Consider the following 21,924-nt stretch of genomic DNA (forward strand, 5'->3'; position numbering starts at 1 on the left):
AACAATTAGATTTTTGAAGTATCGTGGTATATATGGTAATTGGAGGGAACGACGATGAAATTTCAAGATTTTAACGCAGTGCAAGTTCGAATAGCTAGGCCGACCGATCAATTTGATAAAATTATTCAGTTTTATGAACATGGATTAGGCTTACAGCGAGTGGCAGAATTTACTGGACATGCAGGATATACGGGCGTGGTATATGGTTTACCTCATCTATCTTATCAGCTAGAGTTCACGTCACATGAAGAAGGTAGCCCTTGCCCTGCGCCTACTGCTGATAACTTGATCGTTTTCTATATTCCAAATGGAGAAGAGCTGAAGAGCGTAGCAAAAAGACTTAATCAAATGGGGCATAGGGAAGTAGAACCTGAAAATGTGTATTGGAAAGAGAAAGGGATAACGATTGAAGATCCTGATGGCTGGAGAGTTGTACTAATGAATACAGAAGGGATTTAAACTTAATAGATACGTAACTTTTATACTTGTAGTTGGAATTGAGTGTGGAATAATATGTTAAAATCAACGGTAAGGATAAAAAGGATTTATTATTTTGAAACTGCTCACACGAAAATTACGTAAAGCGTCACCACGTTGATAAGGAGGAGGGGACAAATGACACCTGTTATCTTAACAATTATCACGGTTACAGCCTTAATTGTAGCTACATTTATTGTTTTACGGAAAAGAAAAGCGGCTGGGTTGACCGGTATAAATAGTGCTTTAACGCCAGTGTTTCTCTTTCTCATTGCGATCGTGAACCTTTTAGCTTACTGGTTTGATTTGATGGGAATGATTAACTGGGTTGCGATGATGGTTTTTCTCTTACTCGGTGCTTATTTCACTAAGTACTCCTTGAAAACCGAAAACAAGGCTTAATCTGTTGTTTTTACTGAAAGAGTGTAAACGATGGTTGTTGGGATTGCGTTGTTAGCGGCGATTATGCTTTCGATACTTTTTTATATCTACCGTCACGCACTCTTCATTTGGCCAAAAACATTAAACTGGCCAAGTCCTTGTAGGGATTTTGGTCGCTGCATGGATTGATTCATGATCGGTAAAGTTCTACTATGATTGATTTAGCGGGGGGAGAACATGATGGAAGTTAAAATACATCCACTTCAAGAAAGTGATGCGGAATCATTGTTTCACTTTGAAGTCGCAAACAGAATTTATTTCAATAAGATGGTCCCAGATCGTGGAGAGGATTATTATAAATTTGAGACGTTTAACGACAAGCTCGTACAATTAGTAACAGAACAATCTCTGGGTTTATCGACCTTTTATCTTATAAAAGATGAAAATGGCACGATCTTAGGAAGAATTAATTTAGTAGATTCCAATCCCTCCAATAATAGCGTCGAGCTTGGTTATAGAATTGGTGAAGATAATACCGGCAATGGAATAGCGACAAAAGCGCTCAAGATTTTATTAGAAAAGACAACCAATCTCGAAGTCATTCAATGCATTATAGCTAGAACAACTCAAGATAATGTCGCCTCACAGAAAGTACTTGCGAAAAATGGTTTTATATATGCCTATACGGATTAAGATGAAGTCTTATTGAACGGCAAGTTTGTATCGTTGCTTCATTACATATGGAAAAGGGAAGCCCGTTGATCATTGTGATCAGCGGGCCTTTATTATTATCCAGCTTGCCTTTGAGCAAGCTCTTGATCAATTAAGAGAAGAGCGGATGTATTATCATCTGCTAACTTTAACCTCTCTACGATCGTAAGCGCTTGTGCTTCTTCATCAATTTGTTCTCGTAAGAATTCCTGTACAATAACTGCTGTTTGCGGGTCGATTTTTTTTATATAGTTATAGGCCTGACGGTAGGAATTAGTTACATTTTGTTCGTGCTCCAGAACTTGTTGGAACGTTTGAAGAGGAGTTCCAAAATCGGTCGGTTGCTCAGGGAGGGCACCTAATTCTACAACACCATCTTTTCCTGCTAAATAATTAATAAGTTTAAGCAGATGGGTACGTTCTTCATCTGACTGGATTCGTAACCAACTAGCCATACCTGTGTAATTTTTTCGATCCATATACGCTGACATTGCCAGGTACAACGTTGTAGAAATGTGTTCGATTTGAATCAATCTGTTTAACAGGTCTTGAACTTCCTTCTGTACCATTCCATCCACCTCGTCATCTTCATATAACACACATTATTAAGTAGTTGTTTGTCTTGTTACATCATAAAAAAATTTGTTTAGTAGAAAAAATTCTTGTTCTAAGCGCAATGACTTTATTCTTTATATTTAAAAATGAGTTCACTGCTTTGAAAATTAATGATTGCACTTAACGTTAACGTCAATGGTATGCTTGTTGTATCAGAAAATTCAGTCACAAGAGGTGATGGGGTTGGAACAGTACACCATTTCAGAAATCGCTAGGCTCTTTAACGTAAGCACACGGACAGTTCGCTATTATGAAGAGCTTGGCTTACTTTCGCCAGTTCGAAAAGAAAATGGTCAGCGAGTGTATGCGAGGAAAGAAAGAACGCGTTTAGAGCTGATTTTTAGGGGGAAGAATTTCGGCTTTCAGCTTGATGAGATTAAAGAAATGATTGTACTGTTCGATCAAGACCGAACGGGAGAGCGACAGCTGAAGCGAACGATTCAATACGGGAAAGAAAAGCTTCGAGAAGTAGATGCAAGGATTGATGAGCTTAACAAGCTTCGAGAAGATATGACCTGGTATCTTGAGAGTTTTGTAACGAAATTAAAAGAGGGGGAAAGGGAATGAACGTATCAGAAATGCTGTCTATGCAGGCGAGAAGGCTTCCGAATCATGAAGCGATTGTATCGAATGGGGAGAGAATTTCTTATAGCGAATGGGATAAGGTAGTCAATCAGTTAGCTTCCTCACTACGTTCGCATGGCGTCGAGAGAGGGGATAAAGTGATTCTTCATATGCCGAATACGAAAGAGTTTCTCTTTACTTATTATGCTGTTCAGCGACTTGGTGCCCTAGTTGTACCGATTAATGCAAAGCTGATTGCTGCAGAAATCATATATATTTTGGATCATAGTGAAGCCAAAGCATTGATCACGCACGATATGACGTTTTCTCAAGTTGAGCATCTTGATCGACAGCATATACTTTGTATCAAAACGGGAGAGCCTGTTAGGAATTGGTTATCACTTGAAGCGCTAATACGAAGAGGAAGCGTAGAGGAAATCGAATGTAACCTTAACGAGGATGATGAAGCCTCTCTTCTCTATACATCAGGAACAACGGGGGATCCTAAAGGTGTTCTCTTTACACATCGAAATTTGTTATCAGTGGCTACGATGATGGCGATTGAAATGAAAATGGATCAAGAGAGCCGTATTCTTCACATGATGCCGCTCAGTCACTCGGCACCGCTTCATTTGTTCCTTCTAGCAGGTACGTATGTAGGCGCCACGCACGTTCTTGCCCCAATGTTTTCTCCAGAATTGTTGCTTCATCTTGTCTCAGGTGAACGAACAACTCATTTCTTTGGAGCGCCTATTGCATACCTTGCGACAGGAAAGGATCCGCAAATAGCGACAACCGATTTATCGTCTATGAAGTACTGGGTATATGGGGGAGCTCCTCTAGGAAGCGAGCACGTTTCGTTCGTAAAAAAGCAGTTTCAAACGGACCGACTGCTTTGTGTTTATGGACTGACGGAAGCAGGACCAAACGGAACGCTACTCCTTCCAGATGAACATGATGAAAAAGCCGGTAGTATTGGAAAGCGTGCTGCTTTGAATTGTGAGGTCGATATTAAGGGAGCTTATGGTGAAAAACTACCACCAGCTGAAGTAGGGGAACTAGTGATTCGTGGAGAAGGAACGATGAAAGAATACTATAAAGATGAGCTTCAAACGAAGGAAGCATTAAGGGGTGGCTGGTTGTATACGGGTGATATGGCCACTCGGGATAAGGATGGCTTTATATGGATTGTCGATCGTAAGAAAGACATGATTATTTCAGGGGGAGTAAATATTTTTCCGAAAGAAATTGAAAGCGCTCTCCTAACTCATCCGTCGATTGAAGATGCTGCTGTTATCGGCATTCCACACCCTGACTGGGGCGAAACGGTCAAGGCGTTTCTTGTTGTATCTAACACTTTATCCGAGAAAGAATGTCGGACGTTTTTAGCGGACAAACTAGCAAGCTACAAAATTCCGAAACAGTATGAAGTTGTGAAAGAGCTTCCTCGTAATGTCACGGGGAAGATACTGAAAAATCAATTGCGAGAGACAGCGAAATCGAAAGGTGTGAAACGATGAGAAACTTTTACTACGATGATCCCAATTTAGCTTTTTTATTGAAAGAGTGCCTGGCACCAGAATTCTTTCAGTGGGCAGAGCATGAGCTGATCGAGTACGGAGAGCTTTGTGCGAATGCGATCGATGAACGCGCTCGACATACCGATCGAGAGGGACAGCCGATATTGGTGAAGTACGACAAGATGGGTAATGATATCTCATTTGTCTGGCGGAATGAAGGCTATATGAAAACTGTTAAGCAGACGTACGACCGGGGCATTGTAGGATATGTTCATAAAGAAATTCCAGCTTTAGGGCAGAAGGGAAATTACATTTATTCTTTCGCGCAAGGGTATCTTCTTTCCCAAACAGAACCAGGGTTCTATTGCCCTGTTACTTTAACGATGGCAACGGCTTATCTAATCGATCATTATGCTGATGAGGATTTGAAGAATAAATTTCTACCTCACGTTCTATCAACTGGGGAAGTGGAATTATATGAAGGGGCAACTTTTCTAACGGAGCGGCAGGGTGGCTCGGATGTTGGAGCAAATGAAACGCTCGCTGTAAAAGAAGGAGATCATTATAAGTTAACAGGGGAGAAGTATTTTGCGAGTAACGCGGGAGCATGTGGTGTTGCGATGGTATTAGCTCGGATTGATGATCAAAAGCCTGGAACTAAGGGGCTAAGCTTATTTTTACTACCGTGGAAAAAGGAAGATGGATCCAATAACAATCTTTCCATTAGAAGATTAAAAGATAAGCTAGGTGTAAAAGCGGTTCCTTCAGCAGAAGTACTCCTTAATGGGTCGAAAGCTTACTTGGTCGGGGAAGCATCGAAGGGCTTTTCGTATATGGCCGAAGCGTTAAATCTATCTCGCTTGTGCAATGCGATTGCGTCCGTAGGAATTATGCAACGAGCTTATCTTGAAGCAAAAAGCTACGCTTATGAGCGAGGGGCCTTCAAGCAAAAGCTGAAAGATTTTCCGATGATTCGGGAATCCCTCGTCAATATGAAAGTGAAGCAGGAGGTGGAGATGAGCGCAGTATTCTCGAGCATTGCGCTTTTTGATAAAGTGGCTAGCGGAAAGAGCGTTAGTGAAGAAGATCAGGCATTAAATCGTCTCCTTATTGCTTTGGTGAAAAAAGAGTCTGCAGAGCAAGCAGTGCATTTTTCGCATGAAGCGATTGAACTGCACGGAGGGAATGGGTATATTGAGGATTTTGTCACGCCGAGGTTGCTACGAGATGCACAGGTGCTGACAGTATGGGAAGGGACAGAGAACATATTAGGATTGGAGGTACTTCGTTTAATTCACAAATATAACGTTCACAAACTCTTTTTTAAAGAAATGCTAAATGACTTAAATCACCTCCCAAATCATTTAGCTGATGATGCTGAACGTGTGGCTGAAGCAATCGATTCAGCCGAACAACGTATCGATCAAATTTGTAAAATGGATGAGTCAAGACAAACGTATCATTGTAAACGAATGACCAAATGGTTGACGGATATTTATGAATGTACAATCGCGCTAAAAGATGCAGTACGAGGAGGAGAACGAAAAGTCGTAATCGCGAAACTGTTTATTGAAAACACGCTGCAAAATGACCGCTATGCGCTTAATGATCTGGCTCTCACGCACTATGAACGAATTGTGGAAGATGTTCATGAGTTCTCTGAACTTCAGAATAACTAATATAAAAAGTGAGCTGATTGTTAATTTTTTGAAAATAAATAGAATCCCTTTCGTATGTAGTAATAAGAAGAATTTTACTAATGTGTCGGATGGGTGTTACTTTATGGACATCAAGAAATATTTTAAGCCATTATTATTGTTAGGAATTCTACTATTGTCCGTGGGGTGTACAAATTCAGAGGACGTGGGAAGCAATGCAGCCAAAAGCGAAAGTGAACAAAATATTCGAGTGGTTTTACAAAAGTTGTCCACTGGACCGCACGATGATCAGAAAAGTTAATAGAAGGTCCTAATGGGGATTTGGAAGAGTATGCCAGTCAGCTTTTTGAATATGATCAAGAAAATTTCAAACCCTATTTAAGTGAACGTTATTTTGAGAATAATATAGTAAACAGTAACGGCGCGTGGAGGTTTGTGCGGTTGGCGGACCCTGATTATAAGCTGAAAGTTAATGAAATTAATACTGAATAAAACGACAACTATTACAGCTTCACTGTGAAAGGCCATGGCCAAACTAATGAAGAGGATAAAGTCACGAGTATACAATTTATTAACCCGGAAGACCTTCGTACCGTCTTAAACTAAGGAAAATAGAGCAACTGCAAACATTCCTTTTTCTATAGAAACTAGGGTCATATAATATCAACATTAACTATTAATTAACCCAACATTTTAATATCAATGAAGAAAGCCTAATTATAGCTGCGGTAAGTGCTGCTGTTAATGAGAGGATGCTGTATTCGTGCTCAGCATCCTTTTTTACGTCCACTAAAAAATTATGATATTTATAGAGGTTTTCTACCATATAGAATATTGTAAACGAACTGATTACTATATATAAAATATTTCTTAAAGATAGAATAAATAAAAGATGGAATTATTCGAACTTTTTTGAAATAATTGGTATTATTTAGTTTGCTAATATTTATGAATAAGAAAAAGGTGGGGGTATCGTATGTTTAGTTTAAAAGTGAATGAAGAGGTCTCCTTAAAGTTACTTCAAATGGAAGATGCGCAAGAGCTATTTGAATTGGTTGACCATTCCAGAGATTATTTAAGGGAGTGGCTGCCCTGGGTAGACAATATGAAAGAAGAAGAGGATTATTTGCCAGTGATTGAAATGTGGCTAAAACAGTTTTCTTCACATGATGGATTTCAAGCAGGTATTGTGTACAATGGAAGATTAGCAGGCATGGTAGGGTTCCATGGCATCGATTGGTCTAACAAGAAAACGAGTATTGGCTATTGGCTATCAGATAAGTTCCAGGATAAGGGGATTATGACAGCTGCCGTTAATGAACTAATTGTCCAGGCATTTGAAGAATACAATTTGAATCGAATTGAAATACAGTGCGGGATAGAGAATAAAAAAAGTCAGGGAATTCCGAGACGACTTGGTTTTAAACCCGATGGAATCATAAAAGATGCTGAATATTTGTACGATCACTTTCATGACACCATCCTGTACAGTCTTCTCGCGAAAGACTGGAATGAATATCGTGAGAGTTAATAAACGCACAGAATTTAAATTGACTTTAGCGTATAGGGGTATGAATGAGGTGGATTAATGGGAAAGTTATACTTTTATAGCGATCAAGTAAATGAAACACCCGGCAACCGTAGATTAGATGAATTACTGTTTAGTGGGGGAAACAAAAAGATTAGCTACATACCTTCAACGGAGGATAAAGAAAAGCATTATTACGGTACTAAAGTGAATTATTATCGAAACTATGGAATCGAGAATATCATGTTTTTCGATTTATACAGTGAATTTGAACCTATGAAAATAGATGAATTATTGAGTTCAGATATAATCCATCTCTCAGCAGGTAATCCGCTGGAATTTAGTAAGGCTCTTAATCATCGGCATATGGATCATGTTCTTTTAGATTTCTATAATCGCGGAGGAATTCTTGTTGGGGTGAGCGGAGGAGCGGTTCAACTCGGTAGATCTACAAAGCTATTTCAGATGTTTACAGAAACAACTAGCGAGGCGTTGCACCAAACTTTGGGTCTTGTCGATTTCGAGTTTTTACCTCACTACAATCGATGGAGTTCAGATTATAAGAATAAAATTTGGGAGTATGCTAAGAGAACAGGAACAACTGTATATGCAGCTAATGACGGCGATGGAATTGTTTTTGAAGAGGGTAAACTACAAATGATTGGTGATATAGTAGTGATGAAGAGCGAGTTGTAATGGCACTATTTCAGTGAGGTATCGCATTTCACTACACTTGCTTGTTTTAAAGGAGGAATGTAAATGGAGGTATTTGAAGAATATCTAGCAAAGATAGAGAACCTGCAGCACCGAGAGCGAACGGAACAAATTTTGACCTGGGTACAAAATGAATTTCCAAACCTGGTGCCGAAAATTGCCTGGAATCAGCCAATGTTTACAGATCACGGAACATTTATTATTGCCTTTAGCGTAGCAAAACATCATTTGGCTGTTGCCCCTGAAAAGACTGGAATTGTTCATTTTTCTGAAGAAATGAAACTTGCTGGTTATGACCACACTAAACAACTAATGCGTATTCCGTGGGGTAATTCAGTTGATTTTTCATTACTTAAAAAAATGATCGAATTCAATATTCATGATAAGGCAGACTGTTCAACTTTTTGGCGCAAGTGAATAAATAGACGGGACAGGCTTCTATTCGGACCAACCGAATGATAGCCGCTATGTGAGATTAATATTTAAAACTAAATGAGGTTCATATATGTTCAAAGGAAGCCCTTCGATAGTAAGAAAGGCTTTCTTTTTCATGAAAAAATAGATTGAGTTATTTTTTCGGTTTTGAAATAATTGGTATGAAGGATTTGGTAGATTCATTGTAAACCCATATTAATTGACGGATCGGAAGGAATGAACAATGATGTCGCGATACTTAGAGAAGGGTGATAAGATAGGCGTTTTCACTCCTTCTTCACCTGCAACGGTTACCGCTCGACAACGTTTTGAACGTGCTAAAGCTTTCTTAGAAAAACAGGGATATGTCATTGTTGAAGGCAGTTTAACAGGAAAAACAGATTTTTATCGTTCCGGATCTCCAAAAGAGCGTGCCCATGAATTAAATGAATTGTTGAGAGATTCGGAAATAAAAATGGTTATGAATACGATTGGTGGTACAAATTCCAATAGTTTGCTGCCTTATATAGACTATGAGGCGTTTGAAAAAAATCCAAAGCTTGTTGTAGGATATTCAGATGCCACTGCTATCTTGCTTGCTCTCTATGCGAAAACCAATATTCCTACATATTATGGGCCTGCTTTAATACCATCGTTTGGTGAGTTTGAGCCACTGTTAAATGATACATATCGTAACTTCGAGAGCTACTTTTTAAATGAAGTAGCAGTGCCGTATGAAATTCCTATGCCGCTATTTTGGTCTGATGAGCCTGTTAACTGGCTAGAAAAAACAAAAGAAAAAACGTTATATCAAAATGAATGGGTAACTGGTATTGAAGGAGTTGCGGAAGGACGACTAATAGGGGGAAATGTGAATGCGATGTACGGTTTTATAGGCACGCCGTATTTTCCTATTATTAACGATGGAGATATTTTGTTAATAGAAGATTGTGCTAAGAATGCTTCCGTAGTAGAGAAAAACTTTGCAATGCTAAAAATGCACGGTGTATTCGAGAAAATTTCCGGTATCCTTTTAGGAAAGCATGAGGGTTATGATGATCTAGGGACAGGAAAGAAGCCGTTAGATCTATTGCTGGAACAGTTAGACGGGTTAAAAGTTCCATTATTAGCTGATTTTGATACGTGTCATACACATCCGATGCACCCTTTAGCTATTGGTAAAAAAGTAAAGTTAGATGCTAGTGCTAAAAAGGTTTATTGTGTAGAGAACTGGATTTGATAAGTCTAGTTAATGACTTTTATAGTCAGCAATTTGTAGTGGAGAATTACAGGTAAGTTCTGAAAAAAATACACGTATATAAATTAATTAATAAAAAATTACGACGTAGGGCAAGTTCCATCAAGGAGCTTGCTCCTTTTTAGTACAAATTCATTCAGTCTGGAACAATCGAAAAAGGCTAGAAATGCAGTTCATTAAATGATAGCTAAGCTTATCTATATGTCGAAAGATGCAGAGAAAACGTCACGGTTTTCTATAATATAAGTATGTTATCCATACATGATCCACTTCGAATGATTCATTTTTGATCAGAATACTTGTAATAGTTTGAAAAATACAACCTCCCATCTCTACAATAGAAGATAGTTCAACTAGAAGGGGAGGAAAACAGAAATATGAAATCTAGGGAATGGAAATATGGGATTGCGCTTTTTCTTGTAGGGATGTTAACTTTCGGTTTCTCACCGTCAAGTGGAAGTGCCCAAGGTGATTGCTTTAACACTGATGCGGCGCTAACACCAGAGGAGCAGCGAATAGAAGACGGTGCCCCGATCCCACAGCAAATCATGGATAAGGCGGAGTTTACAGTTTTTGCAGATGAATTTAAGGAAGATTTGTGCAAAGCGAAAAGTGTAAAAAAAGCAGAGAAAGTGATCGAAAAGCATGGTGAGAAGCTGTGGGAGACGGCTGTTGCTCGAGCTCAGGGAGAACGAAATGATTTAGGGGAACTAGATCGTTATGATGATCGCCCGCTTTATTGGACTCGATTACATATGACTGCTGCCCTCAGGCAATGGGAACCATCATATACAGTAACGGAGAAAAAGCAAGAAGAACTGATGAAGAAACTAGAGTACACGTCAAGGGGAATTACTTCTATTGATTTTCCAAAAGGGAAGAAAGTTAAGCGCGTTTTAGTAAGCGGATTTGATCCATACCGTTTAGAACAGGAATTTAGGAGATCAAACCCTTCTGGCGCTGCAGCGCTTCAGATGGATGGGAAAGTCGTTATGACGGAAGAAGGTCCAGCTTTTATTCAAGCAGCGAATTTTCCGGTACGATGGGATGATTTTGATGAAGGAATCGTTGAAGATACTTTTGGACCTTACCTGGTTAATAGTAAAGAGCAGGTGGATCTCATGATGACGATCAGTCAAGGTGGTCCAAAAGCTATGACCATTGAAGGATTTGCTGGCAGATGGCGCACAGGAATTGGAAACACTCTTGAAGACCGCTCAGAAGTTATTCCGACAGTCAGCAGCTGGCCGATGCCTGAAAAACTACCGGAATTTATCGAAACAACGCTTCCTTACAAGGAAATGATTGCAGCCAATACTGGACCATGGCCTGTGGAAAGAGGCGATGAAGTATGCGAATGGCTCGCACCAGAATATCGTGATAAACCGTATGAGTGCCATGAAGGAGGTCCAACTGAAGGATCAAAAGCTCGTAAAGGAGGAGGCGGAAGCTACTTATCGAATGAAAGTCAGTACCGATCCAATCGTGTGCGAATTGGGATAGGAGCTTATGATATTCCGGGTGGACACCTTCACGTAGCCGCTCAGGAGTACTATCCTGAAGATCCTTCGGTTTATATCACTGATGAGTTCCAAAAGTTCCGTCAGGCGACAGTAGATCAAACAGTTGAATTAGTTATAGCGGCTTCAGAGGCTGCTGAAAAGTAACCGTTTAAGAATAGTGAAAGAAGTATACAAAACAGCCCTTCATTTAAATGAAGGGCTGTTTTGTATAGCTTTAAGAGTTAATAGTAGGTCATCGAGGTTGGTTGAGATATAAAGCTAAAACCCTTTGCCGTACAAACTGCGATCATTTACACAGACGGAAGTCTTAATAAATAGAAGAAGAGAAGAAGCTCGTATTGAAGTAGAGAAGGCTTATATAACAAAAAAAAGAAGCGCACGCAGCGCTTCTAGTGGATTGAGCGAAAGACCCCAATTACTTTACCAAGAATAGAAACGGAATCAAGAATGATCGGTTCCATCGATGAGTTTTCCGGTTGAAGTCGGAAGTAGTTGCTTTCTTTAAAGAATCGTTTAACAGTTGCTTCAGCTTCATCTGTCATCGCGACAACAATATCGCCGTTATTTGCAGTTGGTTGTTGCTTCACAATAACCATATCACCGTTATAAATACCAGCTTCGATCATACTATCCCCTTCAATCACAAGAATAAAGGTATGCTCTTCATCCTGTGCAAACTGCTCTGGAAGCGGGAAGTATTCTTCTACATTTTCAATGGCAGTGATCGGTTGACCAGCAGTTACTTTACCAATGACGGGAACGTTTACAGTGTGTTGACGAGGAATATCGATCGTTTCATCAAGACCAAGCACTTCGATAGCTCTTGGTTTTGTTGGGTCTCGTCTAATATACCCTTTTTTCTCGAGTCTTGCCAGGTGGCCATGGACAGTGGAGCTTGAAGCGAGTCCAACAGCTTCGCCAATTTCTCTTACAGAGGGTGGATAACCCTTTTGCTTAACTTCGACTTTAATAAAGTCCAGAATGTCCTGCTGACGCTTTGATAGTTTCATAATATCTGGCACCTCGTTCCAATCTATCTATTTGTTAGTAGTATACCAGAATTTTTGTTCGCATACAAACATAAGTTCGAAGAAATTAGTTGACACGAACAGAGGTTCTGATATACTAAAAACAGAACAAATATTCGCATATGGGGTGATTGGGATGAGAAAGCAAGCTGGGGGCTTGTCTGGAGTTGATTTTCTTGTCATTATATCTTTTGTAGCTGTGTTAATTATTGTGTTTTTATCTTTGCGAACAGCTGCAGCTGAGGAGTATGATCGTTACACAACGGTACAATTGGAGCAGGGAGATACTGTTTTAGAAATTGCGGAAGAATATCGTACTGCACATGAGTTGTCTGATCGGAAGTTCGTCAGCTGGGTTGAAGAAGTGAATAGCATTGATGCAAACCGAATTACAGCAGGAGATACTCTCATCATCCCTGTTGAAGCGAACGCTACCGCACTTGGGGGTAAAGAATAAAGTATGAACGCCGTTATTTATTGTCGGGTAAGCACAAAGAAAGAAGCGCAGGAGTCTTCTCTTGCCAGGCAAAAAGAAGAACTACAACGATTTGCTTCACAGTCAGGTTTTATTATACATCGCTTGATTGAAGAAAAGCACAGCGGGTATGACATTGACCGCGATGGTATACTTGAGGTGCTTGACTTATTGAAAGAGGGGCATGTTGAGGCATTGCTCATTCAAGATGAAACAAGACTTGGGAGAGGAAATGCAAAGATCGCTCTTCTACATGCCGTCCATAAATATGGAGGGACGATTTATACAGTCAATCAAAACGGAGAACTTCAATTGTCGGAATCTGATTCGATGGTTCTCGAAATTGTTAGTATCGTTGAAGAATTTCAGCGCAAGCTTCATAATCTGAAAATTAAACGTGGAATGGACAAAGCGGTTAAAGAAGGCTATCGACCGCAGCGAAACCTCAGCCATCAAAATCAAGGTGGGCGTGAGCGGGTGGAAGTTCCAATCGAAGAAATTGTTAATCTACGAAACCGTGGTCTTACGTTTAATGAGATAGCCGCAACGCTAAAAGGATTTGGACATCACGCTTCGAAAGCAACGGTACATAGACGTTATCAGGAATATGTTGACGAGCAGAACGAGAAGCACTAAACTTGTCTATGTTCAAAACATGCGTTAGCATGTGAGATACAAGTTTCAGTAAAGGAGCTATTTTACATGCCTTTTGAAGATAAACTCCAAAGAATTAACGAGCTATCTCGTAAAGCAAAAGAATCATCATTAACAGAAGATGAGAAAAAAGAACAGAAAAAGCTACGTAAGGAATATTTAGCAAATTTCCGTTCTTCTTTCAAAAACCAACTTCATTCTATAAAAGTTGTGGATGAAGAAGGCACAGATGTAACACCTGAAAAGCTTAAGGAAAGCAAGAAAAACCGTCGCTTTCTTCAGTAGAAAATAGCCTGATTTTGCGAAAAGCAAAATTAGGCTATTTTTATGGTTGCAATTTTTCAAATATTCGTTATACTGTACTATAACAAGATGTACTAATACAAAACGGAGAGGGCGGATATGATGTTTGTTGTAACTGATTCTGCAGCTGAGTTTTACAAAAATGAAATGGAACTTGGTAACGGTGATTGCTTAAGGTTATTCGTACGCTACGCAGGGAGTGGAGACAGCGGAGGTTTTTCTCTTGGGGTCATGTCTGATAAGCCTTCATATGATGATTATAAGCAAGAAATTGGAGGAGTTACGTACTTCGTTCGACCAGACGATCAATGGTTTGTTGATCGAATGAAGCTTGATTATGATGAGAGATCCGGCGGTGTTCTTTGTGACCTGCCGAGTATGGCATAGCATTCTAAAGACCTGTACTATAACATATATGTTATAGTACAGGTCTTTTTAATTTCGACAAAACTAGTGAAGGCTAGCCTCCATGTATAGACAATCATTTTATGAGAACTCATTTATACTTTCTTTTATATGAGTCGATTCTTTGGCAGGGGGGAGTTATATGAGGCATTACGAAATGTACTTCGTTAAGCAGCACATTGCAGAACAATATGCTGGTAAGGAGCATCTGTTGTATCAACTTTTCCTCGAAAGGAAGCGGGCCATTCAGGCCGATCAGAAAGAGCTTCTAGAAAAACAGGTAGCCTTTATTACAGATCCTGTTGAAGAAGAAGAACTAAATACCTGTTTAGTCAATGAATTGGGTGGCTTTCGCACGTATGAATATAAAAATGAAGGGCATCGATTGTGTATTAAACAATCTAAAAGTGATGCATCTTTATTTGTAAGAAGTGAGAAGATAAATATATATGCTAGCGGATCAAACGAGGCTGAAACAGTCTTTTTTGAAGTGATACGAAAATTAACTCCTTCGTTCTTTGCGATTGACTTCCAATCCGGTCGATACGGGTGGCTTAACCCGATTAAACAACAGAAACTAGTTTGAATAAACTCCTACTATTTTAATAGACGTTATTGTATAATCATTAAGGGTTGTAGTACACTATTGGAAGAGAAAGAATAAGGAGGAAATCTAGAATGTGGTGGATGTACACGCTTGTGGGCGTGCTAGCGTTGATTGCTGGAGTAGCACTTGGCTTTTTTATTGCCCGCAAATATATGATGGACTATTTAAAGAAGAATCCCCCTATTAATGAAAATATGCTTCGTGTAATGATGATGCAAATGGGGCAAAAACCTTCTCAGAAGAAGATTAATCAGATGATGAAGGCTATGAATAGTCAAATGACAAACAACGATAAATAGCTTATTGAGCACTCTGGTAGCAGAGTGCTTTTTGTATGGAGTAATTTTGGTTGACGGGTCTAATTGGTGTGATGGTATGATAGATTAGACTATAAAAAATCAGGAAGTGTTCACATGACAATGAAAAATTTAGTAGTAGCAACAGGCCTTTCGTTCGCGCTTTTAGCCGGATGTCAGGCAGGAGATGGAGAGCAAACGTCTAACCAGACAGAGAATCAGTCACAGAATGATGGACAGACGAATAACGGCTCCTCGAATAGTTCCGAAAATAATGATGGAAACCAAAACAAAAACAATCAAAATGATAGCAGCAAGAAAGAAGATCAAGAAAGCGATCAAAGCGATGAAGCCAAAAAGGATAAATCAGCAGCGTATCCAACGATGGCTGAAACAGTTGAGAAAAATGGAGAGAATTTAACTGTAACGAATCCAGACAGCATTTATGTTGTGGCAAATAAAGAGCGAAATTTACCTTCTGACTTTGTGCCCGAAAATCTTGTGGAACCGGATGTTTCTTCATACGCACCAAAAGATGATCCTAAAAGGCTAATGGTCAAGGAAGCGGCTACAGCGCTTGAAAAAATGTTTGCCGGTGCAAAGAAAGATGGATTTGAATTAAAAGCTGTCTCTGGCTACCGCTCCTATGAGCGCCAGGAAGCTATTTTTGCTTATAATGCTGAACAACGTGGAGAAGAAGTAGCAAACCAGGTAAGTGCTCAGGCGGGCCAGAGTGAACATCAGACGGGATTAACGATGGATATTAGCACGCCTTCTCTCGGAAGCTCTCTTACCGAAGAATTTGGCAATACGCCAGAAGGTAAGTGGGTAGCAGAGCATGCGCATGAATATGGCTTTGTTGTTCGTTACTTAAAAGGAAAAGAAGATATCACTGGCTATCAGTATGAGCCATGGCACGTTCGCTATGTGGGCAAGGAAGCGGCTTCTGATGTTCATGAAGCGGGCGTTACGCTTGAAGAATTTTTCTCTGAAGAAAAATAGTTATGGAATGTTCATAGTTTGAATAAGATAAATCGTTTACAATAAAGGTTGAAATGGTAACGACATGCACATGATAAGATCATGCATTAGACAGGGAGTAATTTAATGGCAGATTTGAACTTGTTTTTAGCATTCGGAGCCGGCTTTTTATCGTTCATCTCACCGTGCGTGCTACCGCTTTATCCAGCGTTTATTTCTTATATCACTGGGGTATCCGTTGACGACCTGAAAGAAGAACGAGGAATGATGCAGAAAAGGGCAATTCTTCATACGATCTTCTTTTTAATAGGGTTTTCAATTATTTTCCTCGTATTAGGGATGTCAACATCGCTCGTTGGAAATTTATTTATTCAGTACAAAGAGCTTCTTCGTCAAGTTGGCGCCATTTTGATTGTGGTATTTGGACTTGTAGTAGTAGGTTTTTGGACGCCGAAATTTCTAATGAAAGATCGCAGGTTAAAAATTCGAAATCGCCCATCTGGCTTTGTTGGATCGATTTTAATTGGGATGGGTTTTGCGGCAGGTTGGACACCTTGTACAGGGCCGATTTTAGCTGCGGTTATTGCGTTGGGTGTTTCAAACCCTGGAGCTGGCTTCATGTACATGGTAGCTTATACGCTTGGTTTTTCTGTTCCATTTTTCATTCTGTCCTTTTTTATCGGTCGAATGCACTGGATTAAGAAAAATAGCCGGTTCATTATGAAGGCTGGCGGGTACTTAATGATTGTAATGGGTATCTTGCTTTACTTTAACTTTATGACAATGTTTACATCGTTCCTTGTAAATAACCTGTTTGGTGGATTTCAAGGATTTTAATGAAGAAAGGGTGTAGAAATGTGAAGGGGACAAATGACCTTATACTTAAAACGACGACAACGATTATCGTCTTTATTATTCTAGGATTTTCAATATACTTATTCTTCGCTGGTCATAATGCGCCTGGTGGAGGTTTCATCGGAGGACTTATGACGGCGGGCGCTCTGGTGCTTCTTTATATCTCTTATGGCTTTAAAACCATGAATAAGGTCATCCGCATTGATTTTAAGAACTTTATTCCGATCGGTCTTCTGATTGCTGTTCTCACTGGCGTCGGTTCCTTTCTTTTTGGACAACCGTTCTTGAGTCAGACAGACGCGTACTTTGAGCTTCCGATTCTCGGTCATTCTCACCTCGCGACAGCAATGTTATTTGATCTAGGTGTTTATTTTACGGTTGTCGGTGTTACGATGACGATTATTTTAAGCATCGCGGCAGATGAAGGCGAAGAAGAACTTTCTAAAGTAAATGGTTAATGTGAAAAGAACGGTTGTGAACCGTTCTTTTTTTCGTGCGCTTGTATTTTTTGTCTCTTCCACATACAATGGAAATGATGGGTAGTACGGTATAGGTGAGGGATGAGTATATGCTGATTTTAAGTACAGTTGTTGGAGCTATGATGGCTCTTGCGATGGTAGTAATCAGGTTGAAAGCTTCAAAAAAACCTGCAACGATAAGGAAAATAATACTTCCGCCCTTTTTTATGGCAACTGGTTTTTTGATGTTCGTTGTTCCGGATGCTAGGGTTCCGTGGTACGAAGCGATTGAAGCGCTATCAGTTGGAGCGGCTTTTTCGTTGTTATTGATTCGGACTTCTAAGTTTGAGATTAAAGATGACCAAATTTATTTAACCCGTTCAAAAGCTTTTGCGTTTATTTTGATCGGCTTACTTCTAGTGCGAATCGTTTTTAAACTAATTATTGGGGAGTCAATCCCTGTGCTTCAAACAAGCTCGCTTTTCTTCGTATTAGCGTTTGGTATGATCGTTCCATGGAGAATTTCGATGTATTATCAATTTAAGAAAACGGAACGAAGCCGAGGACACAGTGGTCGACTTCATCAAACATTACTCTAAAAAAACTCGTTTAGCAGATGCTAAACGAGTTTTTTTATTGAAGCAAATGATGATAGGGGCTCATATCAATTCGCTTTTCATTTAATTTTTTCACGAGCCATTTGTGATCTCGTTTCGGAGTAGCGATAATATACCCTCGAATTATTAAGTCTTGAGACATATCTTTCGCTTTTTCTTTTAACGCAAGCTCGCCAATTGTTCCTGCAATCTTATACTTAGCAATATCTCGAAACAATTCAGGCACAGGTGCGACTAGTTCGTCTAATAACTTTTTTTGATCATTGCTCCACATATGCTTCGTTTGTTCAATGTAGTGCTCTTGCCAGTCAAGAGTTGATTTGCCATCTTCTTTTGGAAGGCGCTTTAGAAACTTCCGAAACATAAAGAATCCACCAATTGCAATTAGTGAAATTAAGATCACTGTCCATCCAACGATAAACCATTGAAACCATCCTGCCAACGCGCTCACCTCATGGCATCATAATATAAACTGTATGAATACGGTCACATTATACGCCGAAAGCGCTTTTTAATCAAGAGGGTAGGGGGTTACGTTTCAATCGTAGAGGATGATGAAGGTGTGAAGTTGACTACTTCGACGACGATAGGGGTGTTTAATAATAGGGATGTAGCGGCAGGAACGTCGAATGCTAACTCTCCGACACCTGTAGCTCCTGGTGTATAAGTTGAGAGGTCCTGCATTTGTAAGACACCATTTACATATACGTTAAAGTAGCTATTGTCTGTATTTAGTGTAGGTAAAGTTGTTACCGTAGCTCCTGTATCATCAAAGAAATCTGCCGCATCAATTGTTAGGGTGGTTGCGCCAGTAATTAAGCTAGTTGTGTTATAGAAAAAACGTTGGGTATCAGGAGTAGTCGCAACAGTAGTCGTCACGTTAGCTACAATTTTCATGATTTGTAAGGCCATTCGTTCACCTCCTGTCATTTTATAATATGCTCATAACAAAATGATGTAAGGGGACAATCAATTGGTTTTATTCGTTAATAAAAAAATGTGCGTTGTGTAAAGAGAGGAGTGGTTCTAGTGATAAATAAGAGGAGAAGCGATCGCTACAACAATCCTAAAATTATGCTACCCACTATAAATTCGAAAACATTCAGATTGAAGCTTCCGGCGAAGGTGAGAGTTTACGAATACTTTGCTATTGCAAATGGATATCAAAAAACCTTTACAGACAAAGACGCCGTAAAAGGGTATAAAAATCATAGAATTTTATCGTATAAAGATGTTTCCTTCATGAATTTATTTATCAATGCGGTGCTGCAACCTGAAATGAATTATAAAGTAGATGAGGGGATTTTAATACTTTTGACAGAAGATGCGCCAATTGAAGGAGCGACCATTATCTTGCAAATGATCAAAGTATAAAAAATGGCGGGACTGTGTGGGAATCGAACCCACCGAAGACGGCACGCGCCTCCCAGGCGGTTTTGAAGACCGTGGCACTCACCAGACGTACAACCAGCCCCATATAATTAGTATTACGCTAATATAGTAACGGAAAAAAATGATTTATTCAACACATGTGCTCAATAAGATTATTCTAAGAAAACTTTAAGTAAAACACTCAGTAAAGTTTTACTTAAAGGTGTTTGTGCAGATTTCCATCAAAAGTATTTGTCGAAATAGGTCTAAATAATCTCGAAAGTATAGATTAATAGTGCGAAATCAGATGAATCGACAAAAAACGTATCTTTTTCCGTTATTCGTGATTTCGACAAATTGTTCAAATGAAACAGTTTTCTATAACGAACTATAACAGATGCTTGGATGGTACAGTAGTGAAAAGTCGGTGTAACAGTTTTGTCTGTGGATAGCTGTGCATAACTTTTTAGCTATACATAGGTGAATATATATACATAAGTGAATGGAGAATGAAGTGGTGATTTTAAGAAAGCAATGGTTTAAATTTGCATCCTGTTACAACATTTATTAAGGTTAATAAATGATGACAGTTGATTGGCAGGTGTGAAAGTGAACTATTATACAATTGGTCTAGCTGGACACATTGATCATGGAAAAACAACGTTGACAGGAGCGTTAACAGGGATCGATACAGATCGTTTAAAAGAGGAAAAAGAACGAAACATTTCAATAGAACCAGGTTTTGCTCCATTTCATTTATCTGATGATATGAACGTATCAATTATCGATGTTCCGGGGCATGAACGGTTCATTCGTCAAATGATCGCGGGAGTTGCAGGGATAGATCTTGTTGTTCCAGTTGTAGCTGCGGATGAAGGGGTTATGCCTCAGACGAGAGAGCATTTGGAGATTTTATCGTTGCTGGGGATTGAACGATCGATTATTGCGATTACTAAAGCAGACATGGTAGACGATGAGATGCTTCATCTTGTTAAGGAGGATATCCTTGAATACATAAAGGGAACCGGATTTGAAGGATCACCACTTCATTTCGTCGATGGCAAGAGTGGGCGAGGTATTGAGGAGTTGAAAGAGAGTATTCGTACCTGTTTAAAGGATGTTCCTTCGAGAAATAAAGCAGGAGCGCTAAGGTTACCGATTGATCAGATTTTCACGCTACAAGGTCACGGGACAATTGCGAGAGGCACGATCTTTGATGGGGAAATTCAAGAAGGAGAACTCGTTACACTGTTGCCAGACCGTGTAACTGCTAGAGTAAGACAAGTCCAGACACACAGTCAGAAAGTGGACAGGGCTTTTGCTGGCCAGAGGGTAGCAGTTAATCTAACAGGACCTAATAAGCAAGAATTGACGAGAGGACAGGTGATTGTTAATTCTAATCACTATGCCGTTTCAACTACTATCGACCTTTCATTCACCAAAGCACTCACGATGTCCTATGACTTGAAACAGCGATCAGAAGTAACGGTTCATATCGGAACCGCTGAAGTACGTGGAACGATTGTGTATTTTGATCGGAACATTCTTGAGCCTGGAGACCGAGAAGATCTATTTTGTCAGCTTCGGTTACATGATCCCGTGACAGCAAAGAAAGGAGACCGCGTCATCCTTAGACGCCCTTCCCCGGTTGAGACGATTGGTGGAGGAAGCATCTTAAATGTAGCGGGAGAAAAATACAAATTTGGCTCAGAGACAATTGCGAAGTTTGAGCAGATGGTGAAAGGAACGCCAGTCGAACAGCTTGTTCAGATTCTTGAACAAGAGCACCTATTATCAAAGGAACAAGTGATGCAACAAATTGGTTTAAATGAAAAATCCTTTCAACAGCTTATTGATGATCCGGAAATTGTAGGTGTCGACAATGGCGTTACATCTAAAGACGTTTTAACACGGATCGTTGAAGCCATTCACAACTTTGTACAGGGCTATCATGATCACTTTCCGATGCGGAAAGGACCACGCAAAGCGGAGGTCGTTCAAAATTTGAAAAAAACTTATCCTAAAAAAGTAATTGAAGTCGCCCTTCAAACAGAGCTGAAAGAAGATATGGTACAAACAGGGCCATTTCTATCAATGACTGGTTTTGAACCTATGATGCCTGATGCCTGGAAAACACGTATGACCCAGGTGTTAAAGAAGTTACTTGAACAGGGTGTGAATGTTTCACCGATCGATCGCTTGATCGAGGGTCAACAAATCCCAGATTCCCATCACGCTGAATTGAAGAATTTCTTATTAGAAGAGGAAATCGCGGTGAAATTAACAGATGACTTATATGTTCACAAAGAAAATTGGAGTCGCATTGTGCGAGATTTAAAGGAAGGCACTGATAAATCCTTCACTCTACAACAGGCTAAAGACATTCTGAATGTTAGCCGTAAATATCTAGTGCCGATTCTTGAGCGGCTTGATGAAGAGAGCTACACAATAAGAAAAGACCAGGAAAGATATTGGAGATTAGAGAAATAGATCGATGCTGAGGAGTGGAAA

At 39.7% G+C, this 21,924-nt stretch carries 28 protein-coding genes and 1 tRNA gene; 24 read left to right on the top strand and 5 right to left on the bottom strand.

Annotated features, from left to right (window positions below; translation table 11 throughout):
* The first annotated feature begins 54 nt into the window (after nt 1–54).
* From IQ283_RS18085 to IQ283_RS18095, 3 genes are all read left to right on the top strand, one after another.
* The gene (locus IQ283_RS18085; RefSeq protein WP_194221485.1) at nt 55–459 is read left to right on the top strand and encodes a VOC family protein; all 405 of its coding nucleotides are present in this window, start codon (nt 55–57) and stop codon (nt 457–459) included.
* 156 nt (nt 460–615) lie between these two features.
* A complete protein-coding gene (locus IQ283_RS18090) occupies nt 616–879 on the top strand; it encodes a hypothetical protein (protein ID WP_194221486.1) in 264 nt (87 codons plus the stop codon).
* A 219-nt stretch (nt 880–1,098) separates the two neighbouring features.
* Entirely contained in the window at nt 1,099–1,551 is a 453-nt protein-coding gene (locus IQ283_RS18095; protein ID WP_242057378.1) for a GNAT family N-acetyltransferase, read from the top strand.
* A 95-nt stretch (nt 1,552–1,646) separates the two neighbouring features.
* Here IQ283_RS18095 and IQ283_RS18100 read toward each other — a convergent pair whose 3' ends face one another.
* Nucleotides 1,647–2,138 carry a ferritin gene (locus tag IQ283_RS18100; protein ID WP_194221488.1) on the bottom strand — a complete coding sequence of 164 codons (492 nt, stop codon included), beginning with the start codon at nt 2,136–2,138 and terminating at the stop codon, nt 1,647–1,649.
* Between the two features lie 229 nt (nt 2,139–2,367).
* Between IQ283_RS18100 and IQ283_RS18105 the strand changes: the two genes are divergently transcribed.
* The 9 genes from IQ283_RS18105 to IQ283_RS18145 all read left to right on the top strand — a co-directional run bounded on the left by IQ283_RS18105 (nt 2,368) and on the right by IQ283_RS18145 (nt 11,507).
* Entirely contained in the window at nt 2,368–2,751 is a 384-nt protein-coding gene (locus tag IQ283_RS18105) for a MerR family transcriptional regulator (RefSeq protein WP_194222290.1), read from the top strand.
* Nucleotides 2,748–4,268 (top strand): class I adenylate-forming enzyme family protein, encoded by a 1,521-nt coding sequence (locus tag IQ283_RS18110; protein ID WP_194221489.1) that lies wholly within the window; start codon nt 2,748–2,750, stop codon nt 4,266–4,268. Before IQ283_RS18105 ends, IQ283_RS18110 begins: the two co-directional genes overlap by 4 nt.
* A complete protein-coding gene (locus IQ283_RS18115) occupies nt 4,265–5,947 on the top strand; it encodes an acyl-CoA dehydrogenase family protein (protein WP_194221490.1) in 1,683 nt (560 codons plus the stop codon). Before IQ283_RS18110 ends, IQ283_RS18115 begins: the two co-directional genes overlap by 4 nt.
* A gap of 103 nt (nt 5,948–6,050) precedes the next feature.
* Entirely contained in the window at nt 6,051–6,227 is a 177-nt protein-coding gene (locus tag IQ283_RS18120) for a hypothetical protein (protein WP_194221491.1), read from the top strand.
* Between the two features lie 675 nt (nt 6,228–6,902).
* Nucleotides 6,903–7,457 (top strand): GNAT family N-acetyltransferase, encoded by a 555-nt coding sequence (locus IQ283_RS18125; protein WP_194221492.1) that lies wholly within the window; start codon nt 6,903–6,905, stop codon nt 7,455–7,457.
* 57 nt (nt 7,458–7,514) lie between these two features.
* The gene (locus tag IQ283_RS18130) at nt 7,515–8,150 is read left to right on the top strand and encodes a Type 1 glutamine amidotransferase-like domain-containing protein (RefSeq protein WP_194221493.1); all 636 of its coding nucleotides are present in this window, start codon (nt 7,515–7,517) and stop codon (nt 8,148–8,150) included.
* Between the two features lie 63 nt (nt 8,151–8,213).
* A complete protein-coding gene (locus tag IQ283_RS18135; protein WP_194221494.1) occupies nt 8,214–8,585 on the top strand; it encodes an iron chaperone in 372 nt (123 codons plus the stop codon).
* A 241-nt stretch (nt 8,586–8,826) separates the two neighbouring features.
* On the top strand, nt 8,827–9,822 hold the full coding sequence (locus IQ283_RS18140) for a S66 family peptidase (protein ID WP_242057379.1): 996 nt from the start codon (nt 8,827–8,829) through the stop codon (nt 9,820–9,822).
* 395 nt (nt 9,823–10,217) lie between these two features.
* Nucleotides 10,218–11,507, top strand: coding sequence for a hypothetical protein (locus tag IQ283_RS18145; RefSeq protein WP_194221496.1), 1,290 nt, complete (start codon nt 10,218–10,220; stop codon nt 11,505–11,507).
* A 245-nt stretch (nt 11,508–11,752) separates the two neighbouring features.
* On the opposite strand, the gene lexA is transcribed toward IQ283_RS18145, so the two are convergent.
* Entirely contained in the window at nt 11,753–12,376 is a 624-nt protein-coding gene (gene lexA / locus IQ283_RS18150) for a transcriptional repressor LexA (protein ID WP_194222291.1), read from the bottom strand.
* Nucleotides 12,377–12,527: 151 nt separating this feature from the next.
* Between lexA and yneA the strand changes: the two genes are divergently transcribed.
* The 10 genes from yneA to IQ283_RS18200 all read left to right on the top strand — a co-directional run bounded on the left by yneA (nt 12,528) and on the right by IQ283_RS18200 (nt 18,024).
* Nucleotides 12,528–12,848, top strand: a complete 321-nt coding sequence (yneA, locus tag IQ283_RS18155) for a cell division suppressor protein YneA (protein ID WP_194221497.1) — start codon at nt 12,528–12,530, stop codon at nt 12,846–12,848.
* A 3-nt stretch (nt 12,849–12,851) separates the two neighbouring features.
* Entirely contained in the window at nt 12,852–13,502 is a 651-nt protein-coding gene (locus tag IQ283_RS18160) for a YneB family resolvase-like protein (RefSeq protein WP_194221498.1), read from the top strand.
* A gap of 66 nt (nt 13,503–13,568) precedes the next feature.
* A complete protein-coding gene (locus tag IQ283_RS18165) occupies nt 13,569–13,805 on the top strand; it encodes a DUF896 domain-containing protein (RefSeq protein ID WP_194221499.1) in 237 nt (78 codons plus the stop codon).
* A 117-nt stretch (nt 13,806–13,922) separates the two neighbouring features.
* Nucleotides 13,923–14,210: a HesB/YadR/YfhF family protein gene (locus IQ283_RS18170; RefSeq protein ID WP_194221500.1), complete on the top strand. Its 288-nt coding sequence runs from the start codon at nt 13,923–13,925 to the stop codon at nt 14,208–14,210.
* Nucleotides 14,211–14,370: 160 nt separating this feature from the next.
* On the top strand, nt 14,371–14,814 hold the full coding sequence (gene sirA / locus IQ283_RS18175) for a sporulation inhibitor of replication protein SirA (RefSeq protein WP_194221501.1): 444 nt from the start codon (nt 14,371–14,373) through the stop codon (nt 14,812–14,814).
* Nucleotides 14,815–14,906: 92 nt separating this feature from the next.
* Nucleotides 14,907–15,134, top strand: a complete 228-nt coding sequence (locus tag IQ283_RS18180; RefSeq protein WP_098443499.1) for a YneF family protein — start codon at nt 14,907–14,909, stop codon at nt 15,132–15,134.
* Nucleotides 15,135–15,248: 114 nt separating this feature from the next.
* Nucleotides 15,249–16,133, top strand: a complete 885-nt coding sequence (locus IQ283_RS18185; RefSeq protein ID WP_194221502.1) for a M15 family metallopeptidase — start codon at nt 15,249–15,251, stop codon at nt 16,131–16,133.
* A 105-nt stretch (nt 16,134–16,238) separates the two neighbouring features.
* The gene (locus IQ283_RS18190) at nt 16,239–16,949 is read left to right on the top strand and encodes a cytochrome c biogenesis protein CcdA (RefSeq protein WP_194221503.1); all 711 of its coding nucleotides are present in this window, start codon (nt 16,239–16,241) and stop codon (nt 16,947–16,949) included.
* A 20-nt stretch (nt 16,950–16,969) separates the two neighbouring features.
* On the top strand, nt 16,970–17,425 hold the full coding sequence (locus tag IQ283_RS18195) for a Na(+)/H(+) antiporter subunit B (RefSeq protein ID WP_194221504.1): 456 nt from the start codon (nt 16,970–16,972) through the stop codon (nt 17,423–17,425).
* A 110-nt stretch (nt 17,426–17,535) separates the two neighbouring features.
* Nucleotides 17,536–18,024: a CcdC family protein gene (locus tag IQ283_RS18200; RefSeq protein WP_194221505.1), complete on the top strand. Its 489-nt coding sequence runs from the start codon at nt 17,536–17,538 to the stop codon at nt 18,022–18,024.
* 34 nt (nt 18,025–18,058) lie between these two features.
* Here IQ283_RS18200 and IQ283_RS18205 read toward each other — a convergent pair whose 3' ends face one another.
* Entirely contained in the window at nt 18,059–18,484 is a 426-nt protein-coding gene (locus tag IQ283_RS18205; protein WP_194221506.1) for a DUF2621 domain-containing protein, read from the bottom strand.
* 89 nt (nt 18,485–18,573) lie between these two features.
* Complete coding sequence (locus IQ283_RS18210) at nt 18,574–18,954, bottom strand: DUF4183 domain-containing protein (RefSeq protein WP_194221507.1); 381 nt, start codon at nt 18,952–18,954, stop codon at nt 18,574–18,576.
* 117 nt (nt 18,955–19,071) lie between these two features.
* On the opposite strand from IQ283_RS18210, the gene IQ283_RS18215 reads away from it, so the two are divergent.
* Nucleotides 19,072–19,416, top strand: coding sequence for a DUF4183 domain-containing protein (locus IQ283_RS18215; protein ID WP_242057380.1), 345 nt, complete (start codon nt 19,072–19,074; stop codon nt 19,414–19,416).
* A gap of 4 nt (nt 19,417–19,420) precedes the next feature.
* Here IQ283_RS18215 and IQ283_RS18220 read toward each other — a convergent pair.
* Nucleotides 19,421–19,517 (bottom strand) — tRNA-Sec (locus IQ283_RS18220).
* 505 nt (nt 19,518–20,022) lie between these two features.
* On the opposite strand from IQ283_RS18220, the gene selB reads away from it, so the two are divergent.
* Nucleotides 20,023–21,903, top strand: a complete 1,881-nt coding sequence (gene selB / locus IQ283_RS18225; protein ID WP_194222293.1) for a selenocysteine-specific translation elongation factor — start codon at nt 20,023–20,025, stop codon at nt 21,901–21,903.
* The last annotated feature ends 21 nt before the right edge of the window (nt 21,904–21,924 follow it).

It is taken from the genome of Pseudalkalibacillus hwajinpoensis, assembly GCF_015234585.1.
GTDB classification, from domain to species: domain Bacteria; phylum Bacillota; class Bacilli; order Bacillales; family Guptibacillaceae; genus Guptibacillus; species Guptibacillus hwajinpoensis_B.